Source organism: Aeromicrobium terrae (genome assembly GCF_008039565.1).
In the GTDB taxonomy this organism is placed as follows: domain Bacteria; phylum Actinomycetota; class Actinomycetes; order Propionibacteriales; family Nocardioidaceae; genus Aeromicrobium; species Aeromicrobium terrae.
Genome location: NZ_VDUX01000001.1, coordinates 293544 through 318597, shown reverse-complemented (window position 1 = coordinate 318597; position 25054 = coordinate 293544). Strand labels below are relative to the sequence as shown.

The window sequence follows — 25054 nt, the reverse complement described above, 5'->3', positions numbered from 1 at the left end:
GATTCATGCCGGCTCCTGTCAGTACGTGGTGAGGCTGTGCACGGGGACGTCGCCGACGACGGCGCGCCCGCCCAGCGCGGGCAGCTCGATGATGACGAGGTCGGCGACGACCTCTCCCCCGGCCTCGCGGACGAGATCGGCGGTCGCGGCGAGCGTTCCGCCGGTGGCCAGGACGTCGTCGACGACGAGCACGCGGTCACCGGGCGCGACCGCGTCGGCGTGCATCTCGATGGTGGCCTCGCCGTACTCGAGGGCGTACGACGTGGAGAGCGTGGTGTGCGGCAGCTTGCCGGCCTTGCGCACCGGCACGAAGCCCACGCCCAGCTCGAGCGCCACCGGCGCACCGACGATGAACCCGCGCGCCTCGACGCCGAGGACGCGGTCGACCGGTCCGGCCGAGCGCGCGATGTCGACGAGAGCGTCGATCACCGCGGCGAACGGCTCGGGACGGGCGAACAGCGGCGTGAGGTCGCGGAACGTGACGCCGGGGACCGGCCAGTCCTCGACCGGCCGGACCCACTCCTCGAGCGCGGTCGAGGCATCCACCGGCATCAGGAGGTCAGGTTGACCTTGCAGACGTCCTTGGCGTGCTTCTCGATCGCCTTGGACGCCTTGTCGAACTCCTTGCTGTTCAGCTTGGAGAACTCAGTGGCCAGGCCCTGCAGCTTCGCGACGTCGACGCCCTCGGGCATCTTGCCCTGCTGGATCTGGGCGAAGTCGGAGAACTTGAGGCCGGCCTCCTTGAGGGCCTTCTCGACCTGCGTGATGCCGTCGTCGAGCGTCTTCCAGTCGTCCTTCACGTCGCCCGGGGCTTCCTTGGACAGCGAGTGGAACGTCTTGAACGCCTCGTCGAGCTTGGACACGTCGCTGGACGAGAGCGAGTCGAACTGCGTGGACGCCGACTTGAGGTCCTTGCAGTACTCGCTGCCCTTGCCTCCGTCGTCACCACCGCAGGCGCTGAGAGTCGTGAGCAGAGCCGCTGCCGTGGCGAGGGCGAGTGAGGTCTTCATGGGATCTCCTTGATCGGTGGCACCAGCATGTCAGAAACAGGTGCCTGGGTCAGGCCTTGCCCTTGGGTCGTCGGGACCGGGTGGTGCGGGTGGGCTGGTTGCGCTTGGCCGCCTTCGAGACGCCCACGGGGCGGGCCGGGGCGACGGCGAGGGGCTCGGGGTCGTCGGTGACGACGCCGCCGCTCTCCTCCCGCTTCTTCATGACGCGCTTGGTGTGCGCCTTGATGGCGGGGTCGCGCTCCACCAGCTGGGTGGAGAGCGGCGTCGCGATGCAGATCGACGAGTACGTGCCGGCCGCCATGCCGACGAACAGCGCGAGCGCCAGGTCCTTCAGCGGGCCGGTGCCCAGCACGGCCGCTCCGACGATCAGCAGGGCCGCGACGGGCAGCAGCGCCGTGATGGACGTGTTGATCGAGCGGACCAGCGTCTGGTTGACCGCGAGGTTCGCGCGCTCGGCGTACGTGCGCGTGCTGGAGCGCTGGATGCCCTTGGTGTTCTCGCGCACCTTGTCGAACACGACGACGGTGTCGTACAGCGAGTAGCCGAGGATCGTCAGCAGGCCGGTGACCGTGGCCGGCGTGACCTCGAATCCGGACCAGGCGTAGACGCCGGCCGTGATGAGGAGGTCGTGCGCCAGCGCCACGACGGCGGCGACGGACATCTTCCACTCACGGAAGTACGCCCAGATGAACAGGATGACGAGGACGACGAAGACGATCAGGCCGGTGAGCGCCTTGGTCGCCACTTGCTTGCCCCACGAGGGGCCGATCAGGTTCTGGCTGACCTCCGAGGCGCCCGCCTTGGTGAGCGACTGCTCGATCTGGGTGGCCTGGTCCTGGGTGAGCGCCCGGGTCTGGATGCGGACGGTGTCGGACCCGGAGGTGTTGACGATCGGGTCGCCCGCCTCGGGGACGCCGGCGTCCTCGACCGCCTGGGTCATGTCGTCGACGGCTTGCGAGCTTGCCTTCTGGACCTGGGCGGTGAACTCGACGCCGCCCTTGAACTCGATGCCCATGTTGAAGCCGCGGACGACGAACGCCACCGCGCAGAGCACGATGATGACGACGGAGATCGAGTACCAGAGCTTGCGACGCCCGACGAAGTCGAACGAGACCTGGCCGGAGTACAGGTGCTGGCCGAACGAGCTGACGCGTCCCATCAGACCGTCCCCCCTTCCGTCGCGGGCCGGGCGGCCGGGGCGGTGCCACGACCGATCTGGTCGACCTTGCGACCGCTGATGCCGAGGTGCTTGGCGTCGAGGCCGGAGAGCTTGTGCCCCTGGCCGAAGAACTTCGTGCGGGCCAGCAGCGAGACCAGCGGCTTGGTGAACAGGAACACGACGACCACGTCGATCAGCGTGCTCAGGCCGAGCGCGAACGCGAACCCGCGGACGACGCCGATGGCGAAGATGTAGAGGATCAGCGCGGCCATGATCGAGACGGCGTCCGCCGCCAGGATCGTGCCCCGGGCGCGCTCCCAGCCGCTCTCCACGGCGAGCCTGAGCGACTTGCCGTCACGCACCTCGTCGCGGAGCCGCTCGAAGAACACGATGAACGAGTCGGCCGTGATGCCGATGGCGACGATCAGACCCGCGATGCCGGGCAGGGTCAGCGTGAAGCCGAGGCCCTGGCCGAGAAGCAGCACCATCGCGTAGGTGAGCCCGGCGGCGGCGATCAGCGAGCCGATGGCCACCAGACCGAGTCCGCGGTAGTAGAGGAGCAGGTAGATGACGACGAGCACGAGGCCCACGGCGCCGGCGTAGAGGCCGGCGTCGAGCTGCGTGCCGGCCAGGGTCGGGCCCTCCACGGACACGCCGTTGACGCCGAACGTGAGCGGCAGGGCGCCGTACTTCAGCTGGTTGGCGAGGTCACGCGCGGTGGTGGCGGTGAAGTTGCCCGAGATCTGCGACGAGCCGTCGGTGAAGTGACCGTTGGTGGTGGGTGCGCTCAGCACCTCGCCGTCGAGCACGATCGCGAAGCGGCTGGTCTGGTCGCTGCCGGCCTGCTCCTGCTTGAACAGGGCGTCGGTGACCTTGTCGAAGGTCTTCTTGCCCTCGCCCTTGAGCTGCAGCGAGACGACCCAGGAGACCTGGTTCTGCGGGACGACGGCGGCGGCGCTCTTGACGTCGGTGCCCTCGATCACCGTGGGACTGAGGACGAAGACCTCGCCGGTCTTGGTGTCGCAGGTGACGAGCGGCTTCTTGGAGACGTCGTCGGTGGGCAGGCTCTTCTTGTCGCACACGAAGCCCTTGGCCAGCTCCTGCAGTGCGGCGACGCCCTCGGCGTACTCCTTGGGCAGCGACTGGGTGCCCTGGGTCTCGGCGGCGAGGAGCTGGTCGAGCGACAGCTTCGACCAGTCGACCTTGTCGACGATCGCTTCCTGCTTCGTCTTCTCCTCGGCCGCGATGGGCTGCTGGGCGCTCTGCGCGGAGGCCCAGAGGAGGCGGAACCGCAGCTGGGCGGTGCGGCCGACCTGGTCGACGATGTTCCCCTTCTTCTGCCCGGGGATCTCGATGATGACCTGGTTGCCGCCCTGCGTGGAGACCTCGGCCTCGGTGACGCCGGTGGCGTTGACGCGCTGGTCGATGATGCTGCGGGCCTGCTTCAGCTTGTCGGGGGTGACGTCGCCCGACGTGGCCTTGGCCTCGAGGGTGATGCGGGTGCCGCCCTGGAGGTCGAGGCCGAGGCGCGGCTTCCAGACGCTCTGCCCGTCGTCGTGCTCCCCTTTCCCGGTGACACCGAGGACGGCCAGCAGGGCGTACACCGCGGCCATGCCGACGAGGAAGATGATCAGCGTGCGGCGAGGGCGCGGGAGGTTGCGCCGGGAGGGAGGAGCAGCCATCAGTCCGTGCTCTCCTCGTCGGTGGGGGCGACCTCAGGGGTGACGACCCGGGCGACGGCCTGGCGGGCGACGGTCACCGTGACGTTCGGGGCGATGACGAGGTCGACCTCGTCGTCGCGGACCGAGGCGACGTCGCCGAAGATGCCGCTGGCGAGCATGACCCGCTTCCCGCTCTCGAGGGAGTCCTGGGTCGCCATGAAGTCCTTCTGCCGGTTGCGGGCGGGCCGCAGCACGAGCAGGTAGAAGACCAGGATGATCAGGGCCAGGGGCAGGAATTCGACCCAGTTGGACACGGTGAGGACTCCGAAGACGTTGGGAATTTCTCGTCGAGTGACGACGCGATGGCGCGAGGGCCACCGTGCAGTCTAATCACCCGACCTCAGTCTGCGGTGCCGCCGTCGAAGGTGAGTTGATCGGCTGCCGGAGGGGTCAGTCCCAGATGCCGCCAGGCGGCCGCCGTGGCCACCCGTCCGCGCGGCGTACGGGCCAGGAAGCCCAGCCGCACGAGGAACGGCTCGGCGAGCTCCTCGACCGTCTCGCGCTCCTCCCCGACGGCCACCGCGAGCGTGGCGACGCCGACCGGACCGCCGCCGAACCCGTCGCACAGGGCGCTGAGCACGGCACGGTCGAGCCGGTCGAGGCCGAGGTCGTCGACCTCGTAGAGGGCGAGGGCGTCGTGCGCGACCTCTTCGGAGATCACGCCGTCGGCGCGCACCTCGGCGAAGTCGCGGACCCGGCGCAGCAGCCGGTTGGCGATGCGCGGCGTGCCGCGGGAACGGGACGCGATCTCGCGGCCGCCGTCGTCGGTGACGTCGAGCTCGAGCAGCCCGGCGGACCGCTGCACGATGCGGTGCAGCTCGTCGGTGGCGTAGTAGTCGAGCTGGCCGGTGAAGCCGAACCGGTCGCGCAGCGGCCCGGGCAGCAGGCCGGCGCGCGTGGTGGCGCCGACGACGGTGAACGGCGGGATCTCCAGCGGGATGGCGGTGGCGCCGGGCCCCTTGCCGACGACGACGTCGACGCGGAAGTCCTCCATGGCCATGTAGAGGAGCTCCTCGGCGGGCCGGGACATCCGGTGGATCTCGTCGATGAACAGGACGTCGCCCTCGTTGACGCCGGACAGGATGGCTGCGAGGTCGCCGGCGTGCTGGATGGCCGGTCCGCTGGTGATGCGCAGCGGCGCGGAGAGCTGGTGGGCGATGATCATCGCGATGGTGGTCTTGCCCAGGCCGGGCGGGCCGGACAGCAGGACGTGGTCGGGCGTACGACCGCGCGCGACGGCCGCCTCGAGCATCAGCGACAGCTGCTCGCGCACGCGCTCCTGCCCGACGAGCTCGTCGAGCGTGCGCGGACGCAGCGCCGCCTCGTAGGCGCGGTCGTCGGCGGTGAGGTCGGCCGTGACCGTCCTCAGTGCCTCGAGGTCGATGTCGTTGTCCATGCTCATGCCTTCGACAGGGTCTGGAGGGCTGCGCGCAGCAGCGTGGGGACGTCGGGGTCGGACCCGGCGTCGGGAGCCACGGCGTCGACGGCGGACTCGGCGTCGCGCGTGGACCAGCCGAGGCCCTGCAGGGCGTCCCGCACCTGGCCCCGCCACCGGCCGTCGCTGCTGGGCGCGACGGCCATGGGCGTGCCGATCCGGTCCTTGAGCTCGACGACGATGCGCTCGGCGCCCTTGCGCCCGATGCCGGGCACCGACGTGAGGGCGGCGTGGTCGGCCTGGGAGATCGCGGTGCGCAGCCGCTCCGGCGACAGCACCGCGAGCATGGCCTGCGCGACCTTGGGGCCGACACCGCTGGCCGTCTGCACGAGCTCGAACATGTCGCGCTCGTCGGTGTCGGCGAAGCCGTAGATGGTCATGGAGTCCTCGCGGACCACCATGGACGTGGCCAGCTGGGCCTCGGTGCCGACGCGCAGGCCGGCGATGGTGCCGGGTGTGCACATCACCTGGTAGCCGACGCCACCGACGTCGACCACGGCCGAGTTGAGCGTGAGGGCGGCCACCGGGCCGCGGACGAACGCGATCATCGGGCGGCCTCCATGGCCTGTAGCAGCCGGTTCTGCGCTCCCCCGCGCCAGACGTGGCAGATGGCCAGCGCCAGCGCGTCGGTGGCGTCGACCGGCTTGGGGGCTGCGGACAGCCGCAGCAGCCGCACCACCATGGCGGCGACCTGGGCCTTGTCTGCCCGGCCGCTGCCGGTGACGGCCGCCTTGACCTCGCTCGGCGTGTGCAGGTGCACCGCGATGCCGTGCCGGGCCGCGACGAGCATGGCCACGGCGCTCGCCTGGGCGGTGCCCATGACGGTGCGGACGTTGTGCTGGCTGAACACGCGCTCCACGGCGACGACGTCGGGGCGGTGCTTCAGCACGGCGGCCTCGAGACCCTCCTCCAGCCGGTGCAGGCGGAGGGCGATGTCGAGGTCGGCCGGCGTGCGGACGACACCGACGTCGACCATGGTCAGCGGACGTCCGACGCTGCCCTCCACGACGCCCACGCCGCACCGGGTGAGCCCGGGGTCGACGCCGAGGACCCGCATCGTCTGCGAACGCATGTTCGAACCGTAACGCGGCCGGCCGACGTCACGAGTCCGACACGCCGGGGTGCTTGTGCGCCGCCCCGAGCCCGGGCGACCCTGGGCAGGGGCGAGAGGAACGACGATGGACTTCACCGCTGCGCAGCGCGACCTCCAGGACCGGTTCGACAGCCGCCGGATCGCCGACCGGATCAACGACCTGCTGGTGCACGACACGATCGACCCCGGCTCGGCGGCCTTCATCGAGTCGGTGGACATGATGTTCGTGTCCACCGTCGACGCGTCCGGCCAGCCCACGTGCTCGTACAAGGGCGGCGACCCCGGGTTCGTCCGCGTGCTGGACCAGAAGACGCTCGCCTTCCCCTCCTACGACGGGAACGGCATGTTCCTCACCCTCGGCAACGCCGCCGAGACGGCGAAGATCGGGCTGCTGTTCATCGACTTCACGAATCCCAACCGCCTGCGCGTGCACGGCGAGGCGAGCGTCGCGACGGACGACGCGCTCCTCGACACCTGGACGGGCGCGAAGCTCGTCGTCCGCGTGACGGTGACCGAGGTGTTCCCGAACTGCCCGCGGTACATCCACCGCATGCAGCAGGTGGAGCCGTCGGTGTACGTGCCGCGCGGCGCTCCCCCGCCGGTGCCGGACTGGAAGCGGTCCGACTGGGCGTTCGACGCGCTTCCGGCGAACGACCCGGCCAGGGACTAGCTAGACCTTCTCCATGGCCTCGGCCAACGGTCCTTGAGCTTGTCGAAAGGACTGCCAGCAGGAGTCGTTTCGACAGGCTCAACGACCGTGTGTTGCTTTGAGCTTCACGGGATTGCAGCTGCGGGTCAGACCTTCTCCATGGCCTCGGCCAACGGTCCTTGAGCTTGTCGAAAGGACTGCCAGCAGGAGTCGTTTCGACAGGCTCAACGACCGTGTGATGCTTTGAGCTTCACGGGATTGAGAGCAGCTGCGGGTCAGACCTTCTCCATGGCCTCGGCCATGACCTCGTCGGACGCGTCGAGGTTGCTGAAGACGTTCTGCACGTCGTCGAGGTCCTCGAGCGCGTCGACGAGGCGCAGCACCTTGACCGCGTTCTCGACGTCGACCTCCACGCTCACCGACGGCACGAACGACGCCTCCGCGGAGTCGTAGTCGAGGCCGGCCTCCTGCAGCGCCGTGCGGACGGCCACGAGGTCGGTGGGCTCGCAGACGACCTCGAAGGAGCCGTCGAGGTCGTTGACCTCCTCGGCGCCGGCGTCGAGCACGGCCATCAGGACGTCGTCCTCGGTGGTGTTCTCGCTGGGCACGATGATGACGCCCTTGCGGTTGAACAGGTACGCGACGGAGCCGGGGTCGGCCATCGTGCCGCCGCTGCGGGTCATCGCGGTGCGGACCTCCATGGCGGCGCGGTTGCGGTTGTCGGTGAGGCACTCGATCAGCAGCGCGACGCCGCCGGAGGCGTAGCCCTCGTACATGATCGTGGTGTAGTCGACTCCCCCACCGTCGAGGCCGCCGCCGCGCTTGACCGCGCGATCGATGTTGTCGTTGGGGACCGACGACTTCTTGGCCTTCTGGATGGCGTCATACAGCGTGGGGTTGCCGGCCGGGTCAGGCCCGCCGGTGCGTGCGGCGACCTCGACGTTCTTGATCAGCTTGGCGAACATCTTGCCGCGCTTGGCGTCGATGACGGCCTTCTTGTGCTTCGTGGTCGCCCACTTGGAGTGGCCTGACATCTGGTGGAACCTTCCCTACGACTGCGTGACGAGGTCGATGAAGTACCGGTGGATGCGGAGGTCGTCGCCCACCTCCGGGTGGAACGACGTGGCGACCAACGGGCCTTGCTGGACCGCCACGATCCTATCGCCGACGTCCGGCACGTCGACGCGCGCGAGCACCTCGACGTCGGGGCCGACCTCCTCGACCCACGGCGCGCGGATGAAGACGGCGTGGACCGGGTCGTCGAAGATCGTGAAGTCGACGTCGCCCTCGAAGGAGTCGACCTGGCGGCCGAACGCGTTGCGCCGGACCGTGATGTCGAGCCCGCCGAACGTCTCCTGGCCCTCGATGCCGTCGCGGATGCGGTCGGCGAGCATGATCATCCCGGCGCAGGTACCGAGGGTGGGCAGGCCCTCGTGGATGCGCTTGGCGAAGTCGTCGAACAGGCCGAACGCGCGGACCAGCTTCACCATCGTGGTGGACTCGCCGCCGGGCATGATCAGGCCGTCGCAGCGCTCCAGCTCGTCGGCGCGACGCACCGGGAACGCGTCGACGCCGAGCGCGTCGAGGGCGACCAGGTGCTCGCGGACGTCACCCTGCAGGGCGAAGACGCCGATGGACGGTGAGCTCACGTCTCCAGCGTAGTGAGGACCCTGATGTGCGACGGCGGCGGTCACGGGGTGGTCGTGGCGACGCCGCCGTCGCTCCCTCTCGGATTCCCTCCCGATCGGGATCAGGAAAGTGGCGAGCCCTCCCAGGCTCTACCGCTCCCTCGCGCCGTGCGCCGGGGCACTCCCGTTCCCCGTGACGACGCACCGCCATCCTATGCGATGCGAGGTCACGAGGGAACGAGACTCACGGAGCCGGGACGCAGTTGTAGTTGGCGACCGGGTTGCCGCTGCCCGAGTGGTTGTACACGGTGGCGGGCGAGTCGGGCGCCGACGGGAACGTCGCGACGACCGAGATGGTGCCGGACGTGTTCTTGTAGGCACCGGCCGGTGTCTGGAAGGTGAGAACCGCGGCTCCGAGTGAGACGTTGCCTTGGGGGCCTCCACCCGTGTTCGTGTAGGCGACCTTGTATCCGTTCGCACCAGGCACGGCGTTCCACGTGATCTTGATCGGGTGGTCGCCGTTGTTGCCGTTGTCGATGCGCACGCAGCTGGTCACGACCGGCTTCACGACCGGACCGGGGTAGTTGCCCGCGGTGAACGTGCCGCTCGCCAGGGTGGCCTGGTCGGTGTAGAACGCCTGGGTGTTGGTGGGCCCGCCGACGCCGGTGGCGAGGAGGCCGACCGTCACGGTGGCGATGGAGATGCCGAACAGCTTGCGAGTGCCACCGCGACGCGGCTTCCGCGTGCCGGGGCCGAAGGCCGTGATCACGAGCAGGCCGGCGAGCAGACCTCCGGCGAAGACGCCGGTCGGACCGGACAGCCAGCTGACGACGTAGCCCGCCTTGGGGACCGAGAAGAGGACCCGGTCGGCCGACGGCACGACGTACACCTTGTCGTCCGGCGTCTTGTTCGCGTCTCCCTTGAGCACCAGCGACGCCTTGCCGTTCACGAGGCTGACGTCCTTGATCCGGTGCGTGACCCGGATGCCGGCGTCGGTCTTCACGGTCACGACGTCGCCGACCTTCAGGTCCTTCGCCGGGACGTCGTGCGAGATGGCGAGCGCGCCGGTGTCGATCGCCGGGGACATCGACCCCGAGCGGAAGATGACCGGCTGGATCCCGAAGGCGAACGACGCGACGGTCGCGGCGATGCAGATGAAGCCCGCGACGGCACCGAACGTCAAGAGACCCTCGCGCAGGCCCTTCAACGAGAGGACCCGGCGGGAACGACGCGCCCGCCTGCCGGGCCCCGACGCCCTCGCGTCGGCGGCCTGCTGCCAGGCGCCATGGACCGCGCGGGCCTGCGGGGCCTGCTCGGTCTTCGCCTTCGCCAGCTTGCGTCGGGTCATTACGGGGCTCCGACCTGCTTGGCGTTGAACGTGAACGTGGCCGACGCGCTGGTGCCCTGACCCGACGTGGTGCCGCTGGGCAGCGTCGCGACGACGCAGAACGTCTCCGTCGCTCCGGCCGCGAGCGGGCGGTTGGTGGCGATCACGTTCTGGCTGGACGACATCGTGGCGGGGCCGAAGGTCGTGGTGCCGCCGGTGCAGTCGGTGGCGCCGCCGTTCACCGTGCCGCCGGGGACGACCTTGAAGGTGAGGAGGCTTCCGATGCCCGCGGCCGTGCTGGTGACGCCGGTGGCGGTGTAGGTGAAACCGATCGAGCCGGAGTTCCGCACGGCGACGGCGGCGGCCTTCGAGTCACCCGGCTGCATGTTCGACATGGCGAAGTCGGTGCTGAACGACGACGGGTTGTTGTCCACACCGGGAGCCGGCGAGCCGAGCTTGATGTCGAGGTTGCCCGCGGTGAACGTGCCACTCGTCAGGGTGGCCTGGTCCGTCCAGTAGGCAAGGGTCCCCACGGAGCCGAGGCCGAGAACCATGCCGAGGCTCAGGAGGGCTCGCACGCGGGTGGACTTGAGGCGCTTGAGGCCCGACGTCATGCGGGGCGGCAGGTGCTTAGACATGTGAATCTCCGAGGTGGGTGTGACGGCGACGCGAGACGATCGCGACGCCTGTTCCGAGAAGGATCGAGCCGAGGGCGAGGATCCAGAGCGTGGGCGCTCCGGTGTCGGGGAGCTCCCCGTTGCCGTCGTCGGCGCGCGGGAACTCGTTCTGCGTGAGGGTGAAGCGAAGTCGGATGTCGGTGGACCGCAGCTGCGTCTCGTTGGGCGAGCTGAAGTCGAAGCTCACCGTGACCGCGACGGGGACGACGTCGCCGCCGTCGACCTTCGCGTTGCTGAGGATGCGGCGCTCGCTGCCGTCGGAGGCCACACCGGAGGTGCCGGTGCCGGCCGACGCGGTGACGTGGATGTCGCCGGAGTCGAGCAGGTCGCCGACGTGGTTGCCGAGCAGGTCCACGTCCAGGAGGCCGCGCAGCTCGTCGTTGTTGCGGACGTAGACGGTCGCGGTGCGCACGTCGCCCGGGACCCACTTCACGGCGGGGTCGAACAGTGGCGCGCTCAGGTCGCGAGCGAACGTCACGCCGTCGTTGCTCACCGTCAGCTCGTCGTCGGCCATCGCCGGCGACGCCACGGTCAGTGAGGCGATGACAGCCGCGGCGAGGATCGCGATGCGTCTCATCACAGGGCTGCCTCCTCTCGATCGTGGGAGTGTCGATGCTTCCTGCGCTCGACGGCGGAGCCGACGAACATGAAGGCCGCGTAGCCGAACAGGCCGATGACGACCACGGACAGGACCAGGTCGCGTTGCGACTGGTTGAGCAGGTTGCTCACCCGTCCGAGCTTCGGAGCTGAGTACCACATGGTCCCCTTGACCTGCTTGGCGATGACGACCTTCGGGTCCGGCGTGCGGTTGGCGTCGCCCTGCGTGATGAGCGCCGGGCGGCCCTCCTTGTCCTTGGTGCGGCCGATCACCCGGTGGGTGACGACCTCGGACTTGCCGGAGTTGAGCTGGTAGGTGACCACGTCGCCGATGTTGATGTCGTCGAACGGTGTCGGCTTCGCCACCACGAGGGTGCCGGGTGGGAACTTCGGCTGCATCGACCCGGTGAGGATCGTGTACGGCGTGGCGCCTCCGGCCTTGGGGATCGCGACGCACACCGCGAGCAGCCCGAGGGCACCCAGCAGCACCGCCCAGGCCAGCACCTGGCGGACCACTGATGCGCTTCTGCCCATCTTCTTGTGCACGTCGTCACCCCCTTGGTTCGCTGTCCCCGTCCGGGGCGCGGAATTCCTCCCGCGCCCCGGACTCAGGGGCTGGCGGACTACTCAGGTCAGCTGTTGTGGACCTGGGTGGCGGTGACGGTGTAGTCGCTGATGGTCAGCGTGTCGTCCTGCGAGTCGTTGTCCTCGACGCCGTACGGGAACGTCAGCGTGATGGTCGCCACGACCGTCTCGTTGTCGTTCTGGTCGGTGATCTCGGTGACGCCGCTGTCGCCGCCGACCGTGAAGGAGGCGTCAACCGAGGCCTCGGCGTTCAGGTCCGTCGCGCCACCCTCCTGGCCACCCGTAGTGCCGAGCGTCGCCCGCAGGTGGGTGCCCACGGCGTTGACGGTGAACGTGCAGGTCTTGGTGAGCACGTCACCGGGCACGATCTTGTCGGTCGCCGGGTTGAACTCGGCGCCCATGGGATCCTCGTCGTCGTCCAGGATCCACGGCGCGTTGGCGCACACGTTATCGTCACCGGTGGTGTCGTCCAGCGACAGGTGGCCGGAGCTGATGCTTCCGCCGCCCACGGTGAGGCTGTCGGTCCAGAAGGCCAGAGTGCCGGCGCCGCCGAGCAGCAGGATGCCGGCGGTCGCGGCCGCGGCCGCGCCCTTGGTGGATTTCTTCATGGGAGTGTCCTTATGGAGTTAACGCTCGCCCCTGATGACGATCGCGTCCCAGCAACGTAAGGGCACTACCACCTGCCGGGTTCACAAATGCAACAACTCCCCAGCAAGATGGCCCGAAGGAACTAGGGGCTCACAGGAGCCCCTCGGTCACCAGCCGCGGTCGGCGAGGCGGTGCGGCTCGGGCACGTCGTCGACGTTGATGCCGACCATGGCCTCGCCCAGGCCGCGCGAGACCTTGGCGATGACGTCGGGGTCGTCGTGGAACGTGGTGGCCTTGACGATGGCCTCCGCACGCTGGGCCGGGTTGCCGGACTTGAAGATGCCCGAGCCCACGAACACGCCCTCGGCACCGAGCTGCATCATCATCGCGGCGTCGGCCGGGGTGGCGATGCCGCCCGCGGTGAACAGCACGACAGGCAGCTTGCCGAGCTCGGCGACCTCCTTGACCAGCTCGTACGGAGCCTGCAGCTCCTTGGCGGCGACGTAGAGCTCGTCGTCGGCCATCGTCTGGAGGCGACGGATCTGCGCGCGGATCTGGCGCATGTGCGTGGTGGCGTTGGAGACGTCGCCGGTGCCGGCCTCGCCCTTGGAGCGGATCATCGCCGCGCCCTCGGTGATGCGGCGCAGGGCCTCGCCCAGGTTGGTGGCGCCGCACACGAACGGCACGGTGAACTGCCACTTGTCGATGTGGTTGGCGTAGTCGGCCGGGGTGAGCACCTCGGACTCGTCGATGTAGTCGACGCCGAGGCTCTGCAGGACCTGCGCCTCGACGAAGTGACCGATGCGGGCCTTCGCCATGACCGGGATGGAGACCGCCTCGATGATGCCGTCGATCAGGTCGGGGTCGCTCATGCGCGCCACGCCGCCCTGGGCCCGGATGTCGGCCGGGACGCGCTCGAGAGCCATCACCGCGACAGCGCCGGCGTCCTCGGCGATCTTCGCCTGCTCGGCGTCGACGACGTCCATGATGACACCGCCCTTGAGCATCTCGGCCATGCCGCGCTTGACGCGTGAGGTGCCGGTGGTGGTCTCGCTGTTTTCCATGCCCCCAGTCTACGAGGCGAGGACCGACGTCTTTCCACGGGCGAGGAGGCCCGCATTGGCGTCCTGGACCAGCTGCTCCACCGTCTCCTGCGCACACGTCTTGTTCGTGCCGATGAAGCCGGTCGGACCGCGCTTGATCCAGCCGACGACGTACGTGCGGTCGCCCACGCGGCCGCGGTCGTTGGGGACCACTCCCCTGGCCTCGTCGAACGGCAGGTCCGGCAGGGCGACGCCGTGGTAGCCGATGGCGCGCAGCACCGCTGCAGCCTCAAGGTCTTCGGAGCCGCCAGGTCCTTCGACGCGGATGCCGGCCACCCGCTCTTCGCCGAGCACGGCCGTCGGCGATGTGTGGAAGCGCAGGACGATGCGGCGCGCGCCGAGATCGACGACGCGGTCCGGGAGCGCCTCCAGGGCGTCGAGCTTGCGCTGCCGGGTGATGTGGAGCGGACCGTCCGGGCGGTCGAGGTTCTCGGCCACGACCTCGATGTCGGACCGGCCCAGCAGGCCGACCAGCTCGGGCAGCGTGAAGGCCGCGTCGACTGCACCACGACGGGCGAGCAGCACGACCTCTCGGACGTTGCTCGCACGCAGCGCCTCGAGGGCGTGCGGGGCGATGCTCGTGCCGGCGAGCCGCTCGGGGTCGGTGGCCAGGATGCGGGCGACGTCGAGCGCCACGTTGCCGGCGCCGACGACCACGACGCGCTCGCCGGACAGGTGCGGGGCGTCGTCGACGTGATCGGGGTGCCCGTTGTACCAGCCGACGACGTCAGTCGCCGACGTGCAGCCGGGCAGGTCGACACCCGGCAGGTCGAGCGGGCGGTCGGTGGAGGCGCCGCTCGCGTAGAGGACGGCGTCGAACTCCTCCAGCAGCTCCGCGTGCGTCACGTCGCGGCCGACCTCGACGCCGAGGCGGTAGGAGAACCCGCGCTCGCGCTCGATCTTCGCGAACAGCTTCGCCACGTCCTTCGTGGACTGGTGGTCCGGCGCGACGCCGTAGCGGACGAGCCCGTACGGCTTCTCGAGCCGATCGATCACGGTGACGCGCACGCCGGGCCGCTTCAGCAGCTCGTCGGCCGCGTACATGCCGGCTGGCCCGGACCCGACGACCGCCACCGACAGGCTCGGCTGGGTCAGCGGTGTGATCGCCGGCACCGGCGCCTGCGGCGGGTACGAGGTGAATGACTCCCCGAACACGTCGTTGATCTCGACGAACGGCAGCTGGTCAGGCGTCAACTTCGTGTGCGGGACGATCGCCCCCACCGGGCACGCGCTGACGCACGCACCGCAATCGACGCACGTCGCGGCGTCGATGTAGAGCATCTCCGCCGTGCCGAAGTCGGGCTCGTCCGGCGTCGGGTGGATGCAGTTGACCGGGCAGGCGAAGACGCACGAGGCGTCGCCGCAGCACGCCTGGGTGATGACGTGGGGCATGGGTCAGGCTGCGTCCGCGAACGCGATCGGCGGCTCACTGCGGTAGCGCGACGGGCGGCCGTCGATCTTCAGCCACTTCCACACCCGGCGCGACGTGCGGGTCATCAGGCCGGACTCCTCCGCGAGCATGCGGACGTCGGCGAACAGGTCGGACAGCATGACCCGCGACTCCGGGCGCTCCCAGTAGAGGTCCTTGATGACGGACTCCGGGATGTCGAACTTCTTCCGGAACTCCTTCGGTGGCACCAGGATCGCGTCGCCGAGCAGCCGCATGATGATCGGGAACAACACCGAGACGATGGCGCGGTCGACGCGGCCCAGCTTGGGCGCGTGGCGCGTGACGTAGGCGTGCGCGAACGAGATGTGCCGCGCCTCCTCGGCCACGTGGATCTCCATGATCCGGGTCAGCAGAGGCGGCAGGTCGTCCTTGGAGCGGAGCACCTGCTTCTGCGTGTGGTCGATCGGCTCCTCGCCAGCGAGCACGCCGATGAAGAACGTGATGGGGAACGCGGACGCGGCCCACGGCAGGATCGGCGAGACCACCCGCAGCCAGCGCGGCATGCCCGGGACGTCGGCCCCGATGCGGTTCACGGTCTGCTGGAACATCTGCGTGTGGTGGCACTCCTCGGTGGCCTCGTGCGTGAGGTACCGGTACTCCGGCGACCCGTTCGGCGACTTGAAGACGTACTGCATCAGGCCGCGGATCAGGATGTTCTCGAACTGCAGGCCGACCTTCAGGATGTTGGCCTGGCGCCACAGACCGATCTCGATGCGGCGCTCCAGCGGCAGGGCCTGGTACCAGGGGTGGCTGCCCAGCGGGTCGACCGAGGGGAGCACCCATCGCTCGTCGGTGGGGTCGACCTGGAAGTCCGGGTCGTCCCACGGGATGTCGGTGAACGCGTCGAAGTGACGGTCGACGGACGCCTGCGAAAGACCGCTCAGGATCTCCGCGTACTGCTCATGGCTGATGCCGGCCTCGATGTCGGGCAGCTGGGTCTCCATGGAGCAAGCGTGCGCCGTACCGACGGTATGTGTCAAGCATTATGGAACATCAGGAGTGTCACATAGGTCACGCAGGTGGCGGCGGCTTCTGGACCGCCTGGCGGTGGACCATGAGCATGCGCTGGACGATGGTGATCGCGCTCGCGAAGGCCAGCACCCACAGGGTGATCTCGGTGAGGACCGGGAGGTCGAGCAGGCCGTTGAAGCCGGTCATGACGAGGATCGACACCAGCCGGTCCGAGCGCTCCGCGATGCCGCCCTTCGCCGTCATGCCGAGGCTCTCCGCGCGGGCCCGGGCGTACGACGTGAGGTTGCCCAGCACGAGGCAGGCGAGGCTCAGGCAGAGGTAGAGATCGGCGTTGCCGAGCGCCGTCTCCGCGTCGTCGGTCGTGTAGTAGAGGAGCAGCCCGCCGAACACGGCGGCATCGCCGACCCGGTCGAGCGTCGAGTCGAGGAACGCGCCCCACGACGACGTCTGGCCGGACTTGCGGGCCATGTAGCCGTCCATGATGTCGCTGAACACGAACGCCGTGATGACCAGGACGCCGACGAAGAACTCCCCCCGCGGGAAGAACCAGAGCGCGCCGGCGCTCACGCCGATGGTGCCGACGATCGTGACGTGGTCGGGCTTCACGCCCAGCCGCAGCAGCAGGTCGGCCAGCGGGGCCCAGACGTTGGTCCAGAACTGACGGAATCTCTCGAGCACGGACTAATTCTCCGGTTCTCCGGGCCAGGCAGCAGCGAGCATCTCGCGCGTGTCGCCCAACAGCTGGGGCATGGTCTTGGTGTGCCCGACGACGGGCAGGAAGTTGGAGTCGCCGCCCCACCGCGGGACGACGTGCTGGTGCAGGTGCGCGGCGATGCCGGCGCCGGCCACCGCGCCCTGGTTGATGCCGAGGTTGAAGCCGTGCGGTCTCGTGACGGCCCGGACGGTGCGCATCGCCTGCTTGGTGAGCTCGGCGATCTCGGCGGTCTCGTCCGCGGTGAGGTCGGTGTAGTCGGCGACGTGCCGGAACGGGCAGATCAGCAGATGCCCGGCGTTGTACGGGTACAGGTTGAGCACCGCGTACGCGACCTCACCGCGGTGCACGATCAGCCCCTCGGCGTCGTCCATCTGCGGGATCCGGCAGAACGGGCAGTCGACCTCGTCGGACGACTCGGGTTTGTTCTCACCCTTGATGTACACGATGCGGTGCGGCGTCCAGAGCCGCTCGAACGCGTCGGGCTCCCCCACGCCGTCCTGGACGGCGTCGTCGTCACGTGCTGAGCTCACCCGCCGCAGGCTACCGGGCGGGCCACGTCAGGACGGCATGGCCAGGTGGCCTCGCGTCACGAGGACGTACTGGCCGATCATGTCGCCCAGCAGGGCGCCCGCGTCGAGGTCGCTCTGGACGTGGCCGGCCATGTAGAGGCGCGAGAAGTCGATCTGCCCCTCCATCCAGCGGTAGTCCGCGAGACGGTGCGGGCTGAGCGTCCCGAGGAACGTCCGGGCGCCGGCAGCCCGGGCCGCGTGACGCGAGGGGTACGAGCACGGGCAGACCTGACCCGGCTTCACCGTGTGGTCCGGGCGGAGCGTCGGGTCGATGACGTACGGAGCAGACTGCTGGTCCTTCGTGCCGAGTGCGTCGGCAGCGGTCTTGGCCATCTTCAGGATCAGCTTCAGCTCGGCCTTGTCCGCTTTCCCGGTCTTGGCGCTGAGCAGCTCACGCTGGTCGTGGGCGTACAGCTTCCAGACGTCCTTCTTTCCGTACGCCTCAAGCCACGACGCGGCCGCGACGCCCGCCGGGGTGCGCCTCGCGTCGAGCGCCTTCACCTCGCGCATCTCGTCCCGACGCACGGCGGCGGACGGGGGCGCGGGCAGCTGCGTCTCGACCCAGGCCAGGAACGCCGTGTCGTCGACCGTGGTGCCGTGGACCTTCCACCAGGACCTCATCAGCCGGGAGGCGGTGGCGGCCTGGGCGTCGACCGATCCCCGCGCCGTGAAGACTTGGGCGTCCGAGAAGAGCTGCGGCGGCGGGTGCGCCTTCACGCGGTCGGTGGCCGACATGTTGGCCGGCGACGAGCCGGCGGTGGCCGAGACGGCGACGCCGACCACCACGGCAATGACAGCCGCGACGACGGCGGCGAGGTACCGCCGGGCGGGGCGGCGTCGAGGAGTGCTGGTCATGGTCGTCCTTCCTGGTCGGTGTCGCGGGGGGCGCAGTGCAGGCACCAGCCCCGCAGAGCACGCACGTCGTTGTCGGCGAGGTCGGGGTACAGCAAGGAGGCCGTGGCGACGTACTTGCTGAAGGACCGCGGCCGGGCGCCGAGCCGCACCAAGAGTCGGTCCGCCTCGCTCGGCACGGCGCCGCCCTTGGTCTCGACGACGGCGAACCCGTCGTCGACCCATGCGCGTCCGTGAGCGAGCACCGACGACAGCCGGTGGTCGATGGTGAGGCGTCGGCCGGCGTCGACGTCCACGAGACAGGAGCGCTCGTAGGTGATCTCGGCGGTCGGTCGGAGCGCGTCGACGTCCAGCTCGGGATGGTCAGGCTCGAGCGTGCGGGCCACGAACTCCCGGTCGGCGCCGCTGAGGTGACCGTGCCGTCCGGACTCGCTCGGCGCCACGGCCTTCACCGTGCGGCCGCGCGAGCTGCGCGTCTTGACCTCGACCCGGCACAGGCCGTCCTCGACGTAGAGCCGGCTGCGGACCTTCCAGCGCCGGCGGCGGCCCTGGATGTGGGCCCGGCACGACGCGAGGTCGTGGGTGTCGAAGTACGTGGTCGAGTACGTCGTGGAGAACCGGCCGGCAACCTCCAGGACACGGTGGGTCGTGGCGAGCTCCGGCAGCGCGTCCCGGACGGTACCCAGCGGCACCAGGTACTTCCGGTCCACGCGGTGGCTCAGGTCGGCCCGGTCGACCGTCTCGGCGAGCGACACGGAGTCGAAGGCGTCGAGACCGTCGGTGCGGTCAACGATCAGGTCGAGCGTCACGACGGAACGCCTTCCGTCACCTCGGCCGGCGCCGCCGTCCACTGCCACGCGGACTCCGGCAGCGTGTACCGGACGGAGACCCGCGTCGTCTCCCGGACGAAGTCGACGTCGTCGATGACGGCGCTGAGGATCGGCACCCGCAGACGAGCGCTGAGCTCGGTGAGCACCGCCTCAGGCTCGAGGACGAGATGGTCGAGCGTGAGCCGCATGACGCGCGTCGCGGGCTGCGCCCGGGAGTCGTCGGTGACCCACACGGCCACCAGCACGAGCACGCTGAGGAAGGTCACGAGCCAGAGGTTCCGCTGGTCGAGCCCGTTCACCAGGGCCAGCACCAGGGCGATGAACGTGTAGGCGACGTCCTTCAACGTGAACGCGGCGCTGCGGAGCCGGACCAGGGAGAGCAGGCCGAACAGCCCGAACCCGATGCCCGCCTTGAAGTCGCCCGACGAGATGGACGTCAGGGCGGCGAACAGGCCCAGGTTGAGGGCCGCGAACACCAGGGGCATCGCGGGGGCGGACTGGCGGCGTCGGTACAGCACCCCCACCAGGACGAGCAGCGAGAGCGTGTCGATGCCCAGGCGGGCCAACAGCTCCGCCGACGACACCGAGAGCAGATTTCCCATGGCGGTCGAGACTCCTTCGAGCGAACGTGCGGCGCATACCGCATGACGCTGTCGACGCTAGGAACACCACATGACGGCAACGTGAATGCTCGTGCAGAGGCCCGCTCCTAGACTTCGAGGATGCGGGTCGTCGTGGTCGATGATGAGAAGCGCATGGTGGAGCTCATCGTGAGCTTCCTCGAGGAGGCCGGCATCGAGGCCCATGGCTACGGCAACGGCAAGGACGGCCTGGCCGCGGCCCGCGAGGACGGGGTCGACGCCGTCGTCCTCGACCTGATGCTCCCGGTGCTCGGCGGCATCGAGGTCTGCCGCCGCCTCCGCAAGGAGGGCAACCAGGTCCCCATCCTCATGCTGACGGCCCGCGGGTCGGTCAGCGAGCGCGTCGCCGGCCTCGAGGCCGGCGCCGACGACTACCTGGTCAAGCCGTTCGCGCTGGAAGAGCTGACCGCGCGCCTCCGGGTGTTTCAGCGCCGCACCGAGGCCGCCGGGGAGGCGGACGACCGCCTGGTGCTGGGCGACCTCGCCGTCGACCCCGCCGCCCGGCGCGCGTGGATCGGCGACGTCGAGCTCGACCTGTCGCGCCGGGAGTTCGACATCCTCGTGCCGCTCGCAGAGAACGCGGGCCACGTCGTGAGCCGAACGTCGATCGTCGACGAGGTCTGGCAGGACGATCCCGACATCCGCAGCAACGCCCTCGACGTCCACATCTACCGGCTCCGGTCGGCGCTCAACGAGCACTCCGAGAACGTCACCATCACGACCCTGCGCGGCGTCGGCTGGCGCCTGGAACGGATCTGACCCGGTGGCCCACACCCGGCGCTCTCGGCTGACCATCAAGCGTCGGCTCGTGCGGAACGTCGCCGTCGCGATGCTGCTGGTGCTCGTCGTGACGTCCGGCTTCGTCTTCTGGCGGGTCAAGTACGGCCTCGACCGGCAGGTCAGCCGTGACCTGCGCGCGTACGACGACGTCGTCACGCAGGACGTGAAGTCGAGCGAGGAGGTGCCGTCGCTGACGCCCGGGCAGTGGTACCAGGTGGTCGACGAGAACGGCGACGTCGTCGCGGGGAGCGCCAGTGCGCCGGTGGCGCACCTGCTGACGCCGGCGATGGAGCGCGAGGCCCGCCAGAAGGGGGTGACTCACGCGGCCCGAGGCTCGATCTGGCACCCCGACTCGTACGCGTTCCAGCTGAAGGCGACGCGATGGGAGCGGCCGGAAGGGCAGGCCGTCATCGTGGCGGCCATCAGCCGACGGCCGCGCGACGAGACGTTGCGGGAGCTCCTGCTCCAGCTCGCGCTGGCCGACCTGGCCGTGCTGATCGCCGCATCCTACGTCGGGTACCGGACGGCCCGCGGAGCGCTGGATCCCGTGGAGCGCTACCGGGCCGCGGCAGCTGGCGCGGGCGACCGGCCGGGCACGCGCCTGCCCGTGGACCCTGAACGTCGCGACGAGCTCTCCCGGCTCGGGGTCACGCTCAACGACCTCATCGAGCGGCTGGAGCGCGCCAACGAGCGCGAACACCAGTTCCTTGCCGACGCCGCGCACGAGCTCCGCACGCCTCTGGCCCTGATCAGCGGAGAGGTCGAGCTCGCCCTGCACCAGCAGCGCGACGCCGAGTACCTGCGTGAGGTGGTCGTCGCCGTCGCCGCCGAGACCGAGCGGATGGCCGGGCTCGCCAACGCACTGCTCGACCTCGAGGAGCTGGAGAGCGGCGTCCAGGCGTCGGTGACGTCGACCGACCTCGGCCCTGTCCTGAGGGCGACGGCGGACCGCTACCGCGCGGTGCTCGAGCGCGAGGGCCGCGTCGTCGTCGTCGAGGCCTCGCACGTCGAGGCCGACGTGAGCGAGCCGTGGATCGACGCAGCGCTCGGAAACCTGGTCTCGAACGCCGTGCGGTACGGCGCCGGGACGGTGACGCTCTCGGTCCGGGCCGAGGACGACGCGGTCTTGCTTGCTGTCGACGACGAGGGCGATGGCTTCCCGGACGATCTGCACGCGAGGGCCTTCGACCGGTTCACCCGCGCCGACGCCAGCCGCACCACACGCGGGTCCGGGCTCGGACTACCCCTGGTCATGGCGATCGCACAGGCTCACGGGGGCACGGCTCGGATCGAGCGGCTCGCGGATCCGGCTCGTACACGCGTGCTGCTCCTGCTCCCCCGTCGCTGAGCTTGCGTCGCCGACGCCAGGCGACGAGCACCACGATGGCGAAGATCGTGAGTGCGGCGACCCCGGAGCGTCCCAGCCACGGGAGGGCCCGGGCGTAGGAACCGCCCAACGCGTACCCGAGCAGCGTGATGCCGCCACCCCAGATGACGCCACCCATGGCGTTGAACGTCGCGAAGCGTCGCCAGGGCATCCGGCTGGAACCGGCGATGCCGGGCATCACGGCGCGGAGGAACGCGGTGAACCGGCCGAAGAAGACCGCCCAGCCGCCTCGCTCACGCAGCCGCTCCTGCGCGCCAGCGAGCCGGTTGGCGTGGCGCCGGAGCAGAGGCATGGCGAGCAGCCTCGGTCCGAAGCGCCGGCCGACGAGGTACCCGACCGTGTCACCGGCCACCGCTGCCGCGACCACGACGCACAGGAGCACGGGCAGCGACAAGGTCCCGAGGGAGGCCAACACCCCGCCGAGCAGGACCGCGGTCTCGCCGGGAAGGACGAAGCCGAAGAACAGGGCCGCCTCCCCGAAGACGAGCAGTCCGACGATCGCGTAGGCCAACGGACCCGGCAGGCCGAGCAGCGTGCTCTGGAGTGCGTCCATGCCCTCGACCGTAGGAAGGCCGGATGACCGGATCATGACCGCCGGGATCGGCGGCAAACACGAATCGCCGGTACGACCAGAACCGGAAGGCGGTGCCCATTGCGAGGCCGACGACGTTGGCCGAGATGTTGTCCGCGAGGCGGCTGGTCAGTCCCAGCACGTCGTGGGACAGCGTCAGGCTGACGACCGAGAACCCGAGCCCGACGACGTTGAAGACGACAAACAGCGCGATCTGGAGTCGTCGCTCCGCCTCTCCGGCCCCGCGCCACGTGAAGCGTCGATTGCCGCCGTAGGTCACGACCATGGCCGCAGCCACGGCCAGGACGCGGGCGATCGACGGGTCGGCCGTCGAGAAGAGCGGGGCCGATCGCAGGAGGTTGAAGACCCCGACGTCGACGACGTAGCCGGCGGCGCCGACGGCGAGGAAGGTCAGCAGCTCGTCGGACGGCCGTGGAGCGCGCTGCCACAGCTCTGACCATCGCCAGGCCAGCACGCGCGCGAGTGCCTCGACGACGATCGCCGCAGACATCTTCGACTCGCCCAGCGTCCGGTCCGTGAAGGTGATCGGCACCTCGGTGACGCGCAGTCCCGACGCGACAGCGTGCCACGTGTTCTCGATCTGGAAGCAGTAGCCGCTCGACGCCGACTCGGCGGCTCCGATGCGCACGAGGGCATCACGTCGGAACGCCTTGAACCCCGCGGTGGCGTCGCGGACGGGCAGACCGAGGACCCACCGCACGTAGAGGTTCCCACCGCGGGAGATGGCCCGGCGGGTGATCGGCCAGTCCCGCGTCGCGCCGCCGCGGACGTACCGCGATCCGACCACGACGTCCGCGTCATCCAGCGCCGAGACCAGCGCCGGGATGCGGTCAGGCGGGTGGGAGAAGTCCGCGTCCATCTGCACGATGGCCTCGTAGTCGTGCTCGAGCGCCCACGCGAACCCGGCGCGGTACGCGGCGCCGAGGCCGTCCTTGCTGACCCGGCTGAGGAGGTGGACGCGACGACCGAGCTCGCGGTGGCCGCGGACGAGTGCGCCCGTGCCGTCCGGGCTGTCGTCGTCGACGACGAGCACGTCGGCGTCCGCGGTCTCACGGAGCACCGCGTCCAGAATCGCGGTGATCGTGGCTCGCTCGTTGTAGGTCGGGATGACGACGACCGTCCTCATAGGAGGTGCCTCTCCAGGGCACCGCCGATCGTCGAGGCGCCCTTGCTGCAGATCGGGTCCGCCAAGGCGGGCCGGTCGAGCCCGTCACGCAGGTAGACCTCGTGGCCGCACACGCGGCCGGCCGGGTGGTAGGCGGCGGCGAGGATCGCCCTCGTCTCGGCGGCGTCGAGGCCCCAGCTGTCGATGTTCTTCCACACGACGAGCCAGGTCGGGGCCGCCGGTCCGCGCAGTACGGCGTCGAGGCGGGTCAGGTGTGGGTCGAGCGTCTTGACCGGAAGGCTCCACAGATACGGGTACGGCGACGACAGCCCGGCCGTCTCGGCGACGTCCGGCTGGCCATAGGCCGTGACGATCGTGTCGCCTGCCCGGGACGACGCGGCGACCGTCCGGCCGACGGTGGCGCCGTTCGCGGCGGGATCGAGCGACAGGCTGACCGACCACAGGCCGACGGCGAGCACGCCAGCAGCGATCACGACCTCGCGACTCCCCCGCACACGACGGGCGACCAGCACGCCCGTGACCACGGAGACCGGTCCGACGAGCTGGACGAGATAGTGCAGCCAGAAGTTCCCGCCGAGCGCGATCGACACTCCCTCGAAGGCGATCGTCGCGGCCAGGGCCCAGACGACGCCGTCGCGCACCCTTCGGGTCACCAAGGCCCATCCCGCGAGTGCAGAGACGAGCCCGAGGCCAGTGAAGACCCACGCCGCGAACAGCCGGTGCATCCGGATCACGGCGTGGGCGCCACCGTGCTCGGCCATGGTGCGGCTCGCCGCGACGCGGAACGGGTACATCGCGTCGACCACCCCCGTCAGGGAGGTGCCGTGCAGGACGGCCCATCCCCCGACGACCACCGCCACGAGGCCACCGCCGGCGGTCGCAGCCGGGACCACGTGGCGGAGCCGGGAACGATCCACCTCTCCGCGCCACAGCATCGTCGCCCCCAAGACGACGCCGAAGACCGCAACGTCCGCGAAGTTCTGCTTGACCAGCAGTGCCGCCACGGCAGCGGCGCCGGCCCCGGCGGCGGCCAGGATCACCCGCGTCCGGTTCGGGGCCATCAGGGCCGTGAGGGCGGCAGACATGCCGACCAGGACGAGGGGTGCAGCCAGCAGCTCGCCGTTGACCTCTCGGGACCCGGACAGAGGCGAGACGAGGAACGCCGTGGCTGCCACTGCCGCCCAGCACCCGGCTCGCGGCCCGGCGATGCGCCGAGCCAGGTACGCGGAGAGCACGACGACGAGGACCACCGCCAGGCAGCCGACGAGGCGGAGCGAGACGAGCCCGCCTGTCTGAGCCGCCCAGCGGTAGACCGCGATGAGCAACGGTGGTCGGTCGACCCAGTACGAGCCGTACAGCGATCCGCTGCCCGCGTGCCACTGGCCGCCGACCAGGAGGAACCCACCCTCGTCCGGGCCAGGGGGACGGCTCAGGAAGGGCAGGCGACTCCCGGCGGCGGCCAGGGCCGACACGACCACGACACGCCGGTGCGCGTCGCGCCCGTCACGGGGCACCACCGTCGGGCTGCGCAGTGTCGTGGTCATGTGCGGCCATGGTTGGACCGCTAC

Annotated in this window: 29 protein-coding genes; 3 read left to right on the top strand and 26 right to left on the bottom strand. The window is 70.0% G+C overall.

Features of this window, described 5'->3' with window-relative positions; genetic code table 11:
- Nucleotides 1-18: 18 nt before the first annotated feature.
- From FHP06_RS01600 to ruvC, 8 genes are all read right to left on the bottom strand, one after another.
- Nucleotides 19-552: an adenine phosphoribosyltransferase gene (locus tag FHP06_RS01600; RefSeq protein ID WP_147683140.1), complete on the bottom strand. Its 534-nt coding sequence runs from the start codon at nt 550-552 to the stop codon at nt 19-21.
- Nucleotides 552-1010, bottom strand: coding sequence for a hypothetical protein (locus FHP06_RS01595; RefSeq protein WP_147683138.1), 459 nt, complete (start codon nt 1008-1010; stop codon nt 552-554). The genes FHP06_RS01600 and FHP06_RS01595 overlap by 1 nt, the downstream gene beginning before the upstream one ends.
- Nucleotides 1011-1059: 49 nt before the next feature.
- Nucleotides 1060-2169, bottom strand: a complete 1110-nt coding sequence (gene secF, locus FHP06_RS01590; protein WP_147683136.1) for a protein translocase subunit SecF — start codon at nt 2167-2169, stop codon at nt 1060-1062.
- A complete protein-coding gene (secD, locus tag FHP06_RS01585) occupies nt 2169-3851 on the bottom strand; it encodes a protein translocase subunit SecD (protein WP_147683134.1) in 1683 nt (560 codons plus the stop codon). Before secD ends, secF begins: the two co-directional genes overlap by 1 nt.
- Nucleotides 3851-4144 (bottom strand): preprotein translocase subunit YajC, encoded by a 294-nt coding sequence (gene yajC, locus FHP06_RS01580; RefSeq protein ID WP_187271737.1) that lies wholly within the window; start codon nt 4142-4144, stop codon nt 3851-3853. The genes secD and yajC overlap by 1 nt, the downstream gene beginning before the upstream one ends.
- A gap of 86 nt (nt 4145-4230) precedes the next feature.
- Nucleotides 4231-5286, bottom strand: a complete 1056-nt coding sequence (gene ruvB / locus FHP06_RS01575) for a Holliday junction branch migration DNA helicase RuvB (RefSeq protein ID WP_230973365.1) — start codon at nt 5284-5286, stop codon at nt 4231-4233.
- A gap of 2 nt (nt 5287-5288) precedes the next feature.
- On the bottom strand, nt 5289-5873 hold the full coding sequence (gene ruvA, locus FHP06_RS01570) for a Holliday junction branch migration protein RuvA (protein ID WP_147683128.1): 585 nt from the start codon (nt 5871-5873) through the stop codon (nt 5289-5291).
- Nucleotides 5870-6382, bottom strand: a complete 513-nt coding sequence (ruvC, locus tag FHP06_RS01565; RefSeq protein WP_147683830.1) for a crossover junction endodeoxyribonuclease RuvC — start codon at nt 6380-6382, stop codon at nt 5870-5872. Before ruvC ends, ruvA begins: the two co-directional genes overlap by 4 nt.
- Before the next feature lie 121 nt (nt 6383-6503).
- Here ruvC and FHP06_RS01560 point away from each other — a divergent pair, with 121 nt between their 5' ends.
- Nucleotides 6504-7088 carry a pyridoxamine 5'-phosphate oxidase family protein gene (locus FHP06_RS01560; protein ID WP_147683126.1) on the top strand — a complete coding sequence of 195 codons (585 nt, stop codon included), beginning with the start codon at nt 6504-6506 and terminating at the stop codon, nt 7086-7088.
- A 254-nt stretch (nt 7089-7342) separates the two neighbouring features.
- On the opposite strand, the gene FHP06_RS01555 is transcribed toward FHP06_RS01560, so the two are convergent.
- The 15 genes from FHP06_RS01555 to FHP06_RS01485 form a co-directional block, all read right to left on the bottom strand.
- Entirely contained in the window at nt 7343-8101 is a 759-nt protein-coding gene (locus FHP06_RS01555) for a YebC/PmpR family DNA-binding transcriptional regulator (RefSeq protein WP_147683124.1), read from the bottom strand.
- Between the two features lie 15 nt (nt 8102-8116).
- The gene (pdxT, locus tag FHP06_RS01550; RefSeq protein ID WP_147683122.1) at nt 8117-8716 is read right to left on the bottom strand and encodes a pyridoxal 5'-phosphate synthase glutaminase subunit PdxT; all 600 of its coding nucleotides are present in this window, start codon (nt 8714-8716) and stop codon (nt 8117-8119) included.
- Between the two features lie 223 nt (nt 8717-8939).
- Nucleotides 8940-10043 (bottom strand): signal peptidase I, encoded by a 1104-nt coding sequence (locus tag FHP06_RS01545; RefSeq protein ID WP_147683120.1) that lies wholly within the window; start codon nt 10041-10043, stop codon nt 8940-8942.
- Nucleotides 10043-10660, bottom strand: coding sequence for a TasA family protein (locus FHP06_RS01540; protein ID WP_147683119.1), 618 nt, complete (start codon nt 10658-10660; stop codon nt 10043-10045). Before FHP06_RS01540 ends, FHP06_RS01545 begins: the two co-directional genes overlap by 1 nt.
- Complete coding sequence (locus FHP06_RS01535) at nt 10653-11276, bottom strand: LPXTG cell wall anchor domain-containing protein (protein WP_147683117.1); 624 nt, start codon at nt 11274-11276, stop codon at nt 10653-10655. Before FHP06_RS01535 ends, FHP06_RS01540 begins: the two co-directional genes overlap by 8 nt.
- The gene (locus tag FHP06_RS01530) at nt 11276-11842 is read right to left on the bottom strand and encodes a signal peptidase I (RefSeq protein ID WP_147683115.1); all 567 of its coding nucleotides are present in this window, start codon (nt 11840-11842) and stop codon (nt 11276-11278) included. The genes FHP06_RS01535 and FHP06_RS01530 overlap by 1 nt, the downstream gene beginning before the upstream one ends.
- Before the next feature lie 86 nt (nt 11843-11928).
- Nucleotides 11929-12489: an alternate-type signal peptide domain-containing protein gene (locus tag FHP06_RS01525; protein ID WP_147683113.1), complete on the bottom strand. Its 561-nt coding sequence runs from the start codon at nt 12487-12489 to the stop codon at nt 11929-11931.
- Between the two features lie 147 nt (nt 12490-12636).
- Entirely contained in the window at nt 12637-13533 is an 897-nt protein-coding gene (gene pdxS, locus FHP06_RS01520; RefSeq protein WP_147683111.1) for a pyridoxal 5'-phosphate synthase lyase subunit PdxS, read from the bottom strand.
- Between the two features lie 9 nt (nt 13534-13542).
- Nucleotides 13543-14964 carry an FAD-dependent oxidoreductase gene (locus FHP06_RS01515; RefSeq protein ID WP_147683109.1) on the bottom strand — a complete coding sequence of 474 codons (1422 nt, stop codon included), beginning with the start codon at nt 14962-14964 and terminating at the stop codon, nt 13543-13545.
- Between the two features lie 3 nt (nt 14965-14967).
- The gene (locus tag FHP06_RS01510; RefSeq protein WP_147683107.1) at nt 14968-15966 is read right to left on the bottom strand and encodes an AurF N-oxygenase family protein; all 999 of its coding nucleotides are present in this window, start codon (nt 15964-15966) and stop codon (nt 14968-14970) included.
- A 67-nt stretch (nt 15967-16033) separates the two neighbouring features.
- Nucleotides 16034-16672 carry a phosphatidylinositol phosphate synthase gene (gene pgsA, locus FHP06_RS01505; protein WP_147683106.1) on the bottom strand — a complete coding sequence of 213 codons (639 nt, stop codon included), beginning with the start codon at nt 16670-16672 and terminating at the stop codon, nt 16034-16036.
- A gap of 3 nt (nt 16673-16675) precedes the next feature.
- Nucleotides 16676-17239 carry an HIT family protein gene (locus tag FHP06_RS01500; RefSeq protein WP_147683104.1) on the bottom strand — a complete coding sequence of 188 codons (564 nt, stop codon included), beginning with the start codon at nt 17237-17239 and terminating at the stop codon, nt 16676-16678.
- A 27-nt stretch (nt 17240-17266) separates the two neighbouring features.
- Nucleotides 17267-18133: a hypothetical protein gene (locus FHP06_RS01495; protein ID WP_147683103.1), complete on the bottom strand. Its 867-nt coding sequence runs from the start codon at nt 18131-18133 to the stop codon at nt 17267-17269.
- Entirely contained in the window at nt 18130-18939 is an 810-nt protein-coding gene (locus FHP06_RS01490) for a VTC domain-containing protein (protein WP_187271736.1), read from the bottom strand. Before FHP06_RS01490 ends, FHP06_RS01495 begins: the two co-directional genes overlap by 4 nt.
- The gene (locus FHP06_RS01485; protein ID WP_147683099.1) at nt 18936-19562 is read right to left on the bottom strand and encodes a DUF4956 domain-containing protein; all 627 of its coding nucleotides are present in this window, start codon (nt 19560-19562) and stop codon (nt 18936-18938) included. Before FHP06_RS01485 ends, FHP06_RS01490 begins: the two co-directional genes overlap by 4 nt.
- A 120-nt stretch (nt 19563-19682) precedes the next feature.
- Here FHP06_RS01485 and FHP06_RS01480 point away from each other — a divergent pair, with 120 nt between their 5' ends.
- Both FHP06_RS01480 and FHP06_RS01475 read left to right on the top strand, forming a co-directional pair.
- Complete coding sequence (locus tag FHP06_RS01480; RefSeq protein ID WP_147683097.1) at nt 19683-20360, top strand: response regulator transcription factor; 678 nt, start codon at nt 19683-19685, stop codon at nt 20358-20360.
- 4 nt (nt 20361-20364) lie between these two features.
- Complete coding sequence (locus FHP06_RS01475; RefSeq protein WP_147683095.1) at nt 20365-21729, top strand: sensor histidine kinase; 1365 nt, start codon at nt 20365-20367, stop codon at nt 21727-21729.
- On the opposite strand, the gene FHP06_RS15835 is transcribed toward FHP06_RS01475, so the two are convergent.
- The 3 genes from FHP06_RS15835 to FHP06_RS01460 are packed head-to-tail and all read right to left on the bottom strand — an operon-like array spanning nt 21632 to nt 25030.
- Nucleotides 21632-22183 carry a DedA family protein gene (locus tag FHP06_RS15835; RefSeq protein WP_230973364.1) on the bottom strand — a complete coding sequence of 184 codons (552 nt, stop codon included), beginning with the start codon at nt 22181-22183 and terminating at the stop codon, nt 21632-21634. The two genes, FHP06_RS01475 and FHP06_RS15835, sit on opposite strands and share 98 nt — an antisense overlap.
- Nucleotides 22110-23486 carry a glycosyltransferase gene (locus tag FHP06_RS15830; protein WP_187271735.1) on the bottom strand — a complete coding sequence of 459 codons (1377 nt, stop codon included), beginning with the start codon at nt 23484-23486 and terminating at the stop codon, nt 22110-22112. The genes FHP06_RS15835 and FHP06_RS15830 overlap by 74 nt, the downstream gene beginning before the upstream one ends.
- On the bottom strand, nt 23483-25030 hold the full coding sequence (locus tag FHP06_RS01460; protein ID WP_147683091.1) for a glycosyltransferase family 39 protein: 1548 nt from the start codon (nt 25028-25030) through the stop codon (nt 23483-23485). Before FHP06_RS01460 ends, FHP06_RS15830 begins: the two co-directional genes overlap by 4 nt.
- Between the last annotated feature and the right edge of the window lie 24 nt (nt 25031-25054).

What these genes read in the sequence shown, in the direction of transcription:
- FHP06_RS01600 (WP_147683140.1), bottom strand. Translation starts at nt 552, where the DNA reads ATGCCGGTGGATGCCTCGACCGCGCTCGAGGAGTGGGTCCGGCCGGTC.
- ruvA (WP_147683128.1), bottom strand. Translation starts at nt 5,873, where the DNA reads ATGATCGCGTTCGTCCGCGGCCCGGTGGCCGCCCTCACGCTCAACTCG.
- secF (WP_147683136.1), bottom strand. Translation starts at nt 2,169, where the DNA reads ATGGGACGCGTCAGCTCGTTCGGCCAGCACCTGTACTCCGGCCAGGTC.
- FHP06_RS01595 (WP_147683138.1), bottom strand. Translation starts at nt 1,010, where the DNA reads ATGAAGACCTCACTCGCCCTCGCCACGGCAGCGGCTCTGCTCACGACT.
- FHP06_RS01515 (WP_147683109.1), bottom strand. Translation starts at nt 14,964, where the DNA reads ATGCCCCACGTCATCACCCAGGCGTGCTGCGGCGACGCCTCGTGCGTC.
- FHP06_RS01545 (WP_147683120.1), bottom strand. Translation starts at nt 10,043, where the DNA reads ATGACCCGACGCAAGCTGGCGAAGGCGAAGACCGAGCAGGCCCCGCAG.
- secD (WP_147683134.1), bottom strand. Translation starts at nt 3,851, where the DNA reads ATGGCTGCTCCTCCCTCCCGGCGCAACCTCCCGCGCCCTCGCCGCACG.
- FHP06_RS01525 (WP_147683113.1), bottom strand. Translation starts at nt 12,489, where the DNA reads ATGAAGAAATCCACCAAGGGCGCGGCCGCGGCCGCGACCGCCGGCATC.
- FHP06_RS01485 (WP_147683099.1), bottom strand. Translation starts at nt 19,562, where the DNA reads ATGGGAAATCTGCTCTCGGTGTCGTCGGCGGAGCTGTTGGCCCGCCTG.
- FHP06_RS15830 (WP_187271735.1), bottom strand. Translation starts at nt 23,486, where the DNA reads ATGAGGACGGTCGTCGTCATCCCGACCTACAACGAGCGAGCCACGATC.
- FHP06_RS01480 (WP_147683097.1), top strand. Translation starts at nt 19,683, where the DNA reads ATGCGGGTCGTCGTGGTCGATGATGAGAAGCGCATGGTGGAGCTCATC.
- pdxS (WP_147683111.1), bottom strand. Translation starts at nt 13,533, where the DNA reads ATGGAAAACAGCGAGACCACCACCGGCACCTCACGCGTCAAGCGCGGC.
- FHP06_RS01560 (WP_147683126.1), top strand. Translation starts at nt 6,504, where the DNA reads ATGGACTTCACCGCTGCGCAGCGCGACCTCCAGGACCGGTTCGACAGC.
- ruvB (WP_230973365.1), bottom strand. Translation starts at nt 5,286, where the DNA reads ATGGACAACGACATCGACCTCGAGGCACTGAGGACGGTCACGGCCGAC.
- ruvC (WP_147683830.1), bottom strand. Translation starts at nt 6,382, where the DNA reads ATGCGGGTCCTCGGCGTCGACCCCGGGCTCACCCGGTGCGGCGTGGGC.
- FHP06_RS01495 (WP_147683103.1), bottom strand. Translation starts at nt 18,133, where the DNA reads ATGACCAGCACTCCTCGACGCCGCCCCGCCCGGCGGTACCTCGCCGCC.
- FHP06_RS01540 (WP_147683119.1), bottom strand. Translation starts at nt 10,660, where the DNA reads ATGTCTAAGCACCTGCCGCCCCGCATGACGTCGGGCCTCAAGCGCCTC.
- FHP06_RS01555 (WP_147683124.1), bottom strand. Translation starts at nt 8,101, where the DNA reads ATGTCAGGCCACTCCAAGTGGGCGACCACGAAGCACAAGAAGGCCGTC.
- FHP06_RS01535 (WP_147683117.1), bottom strand. Translation starts at nt 11,276, where the DNA reads ATGAGACGCATCGCGATCCTCGCCGCGGCTGTCATCGCCTCACTGACC.
- FHP06_RS01510 (WP_147683107.1), bottom strand. Translation starts at nt 15,966, where the DNA reads ATGGAGACCCAGCTGCCCGACATCGAGGCCGGCATCAGCCATGAGCAG.
- FHP06_RS01460 (WP_147683091.1), bottom strand. Translation starts at nt 25,030, where the DNA reads ATGACCACGACACTGCGCAGCCCGACGGTGGTGCCCCGTGACGGGCGC.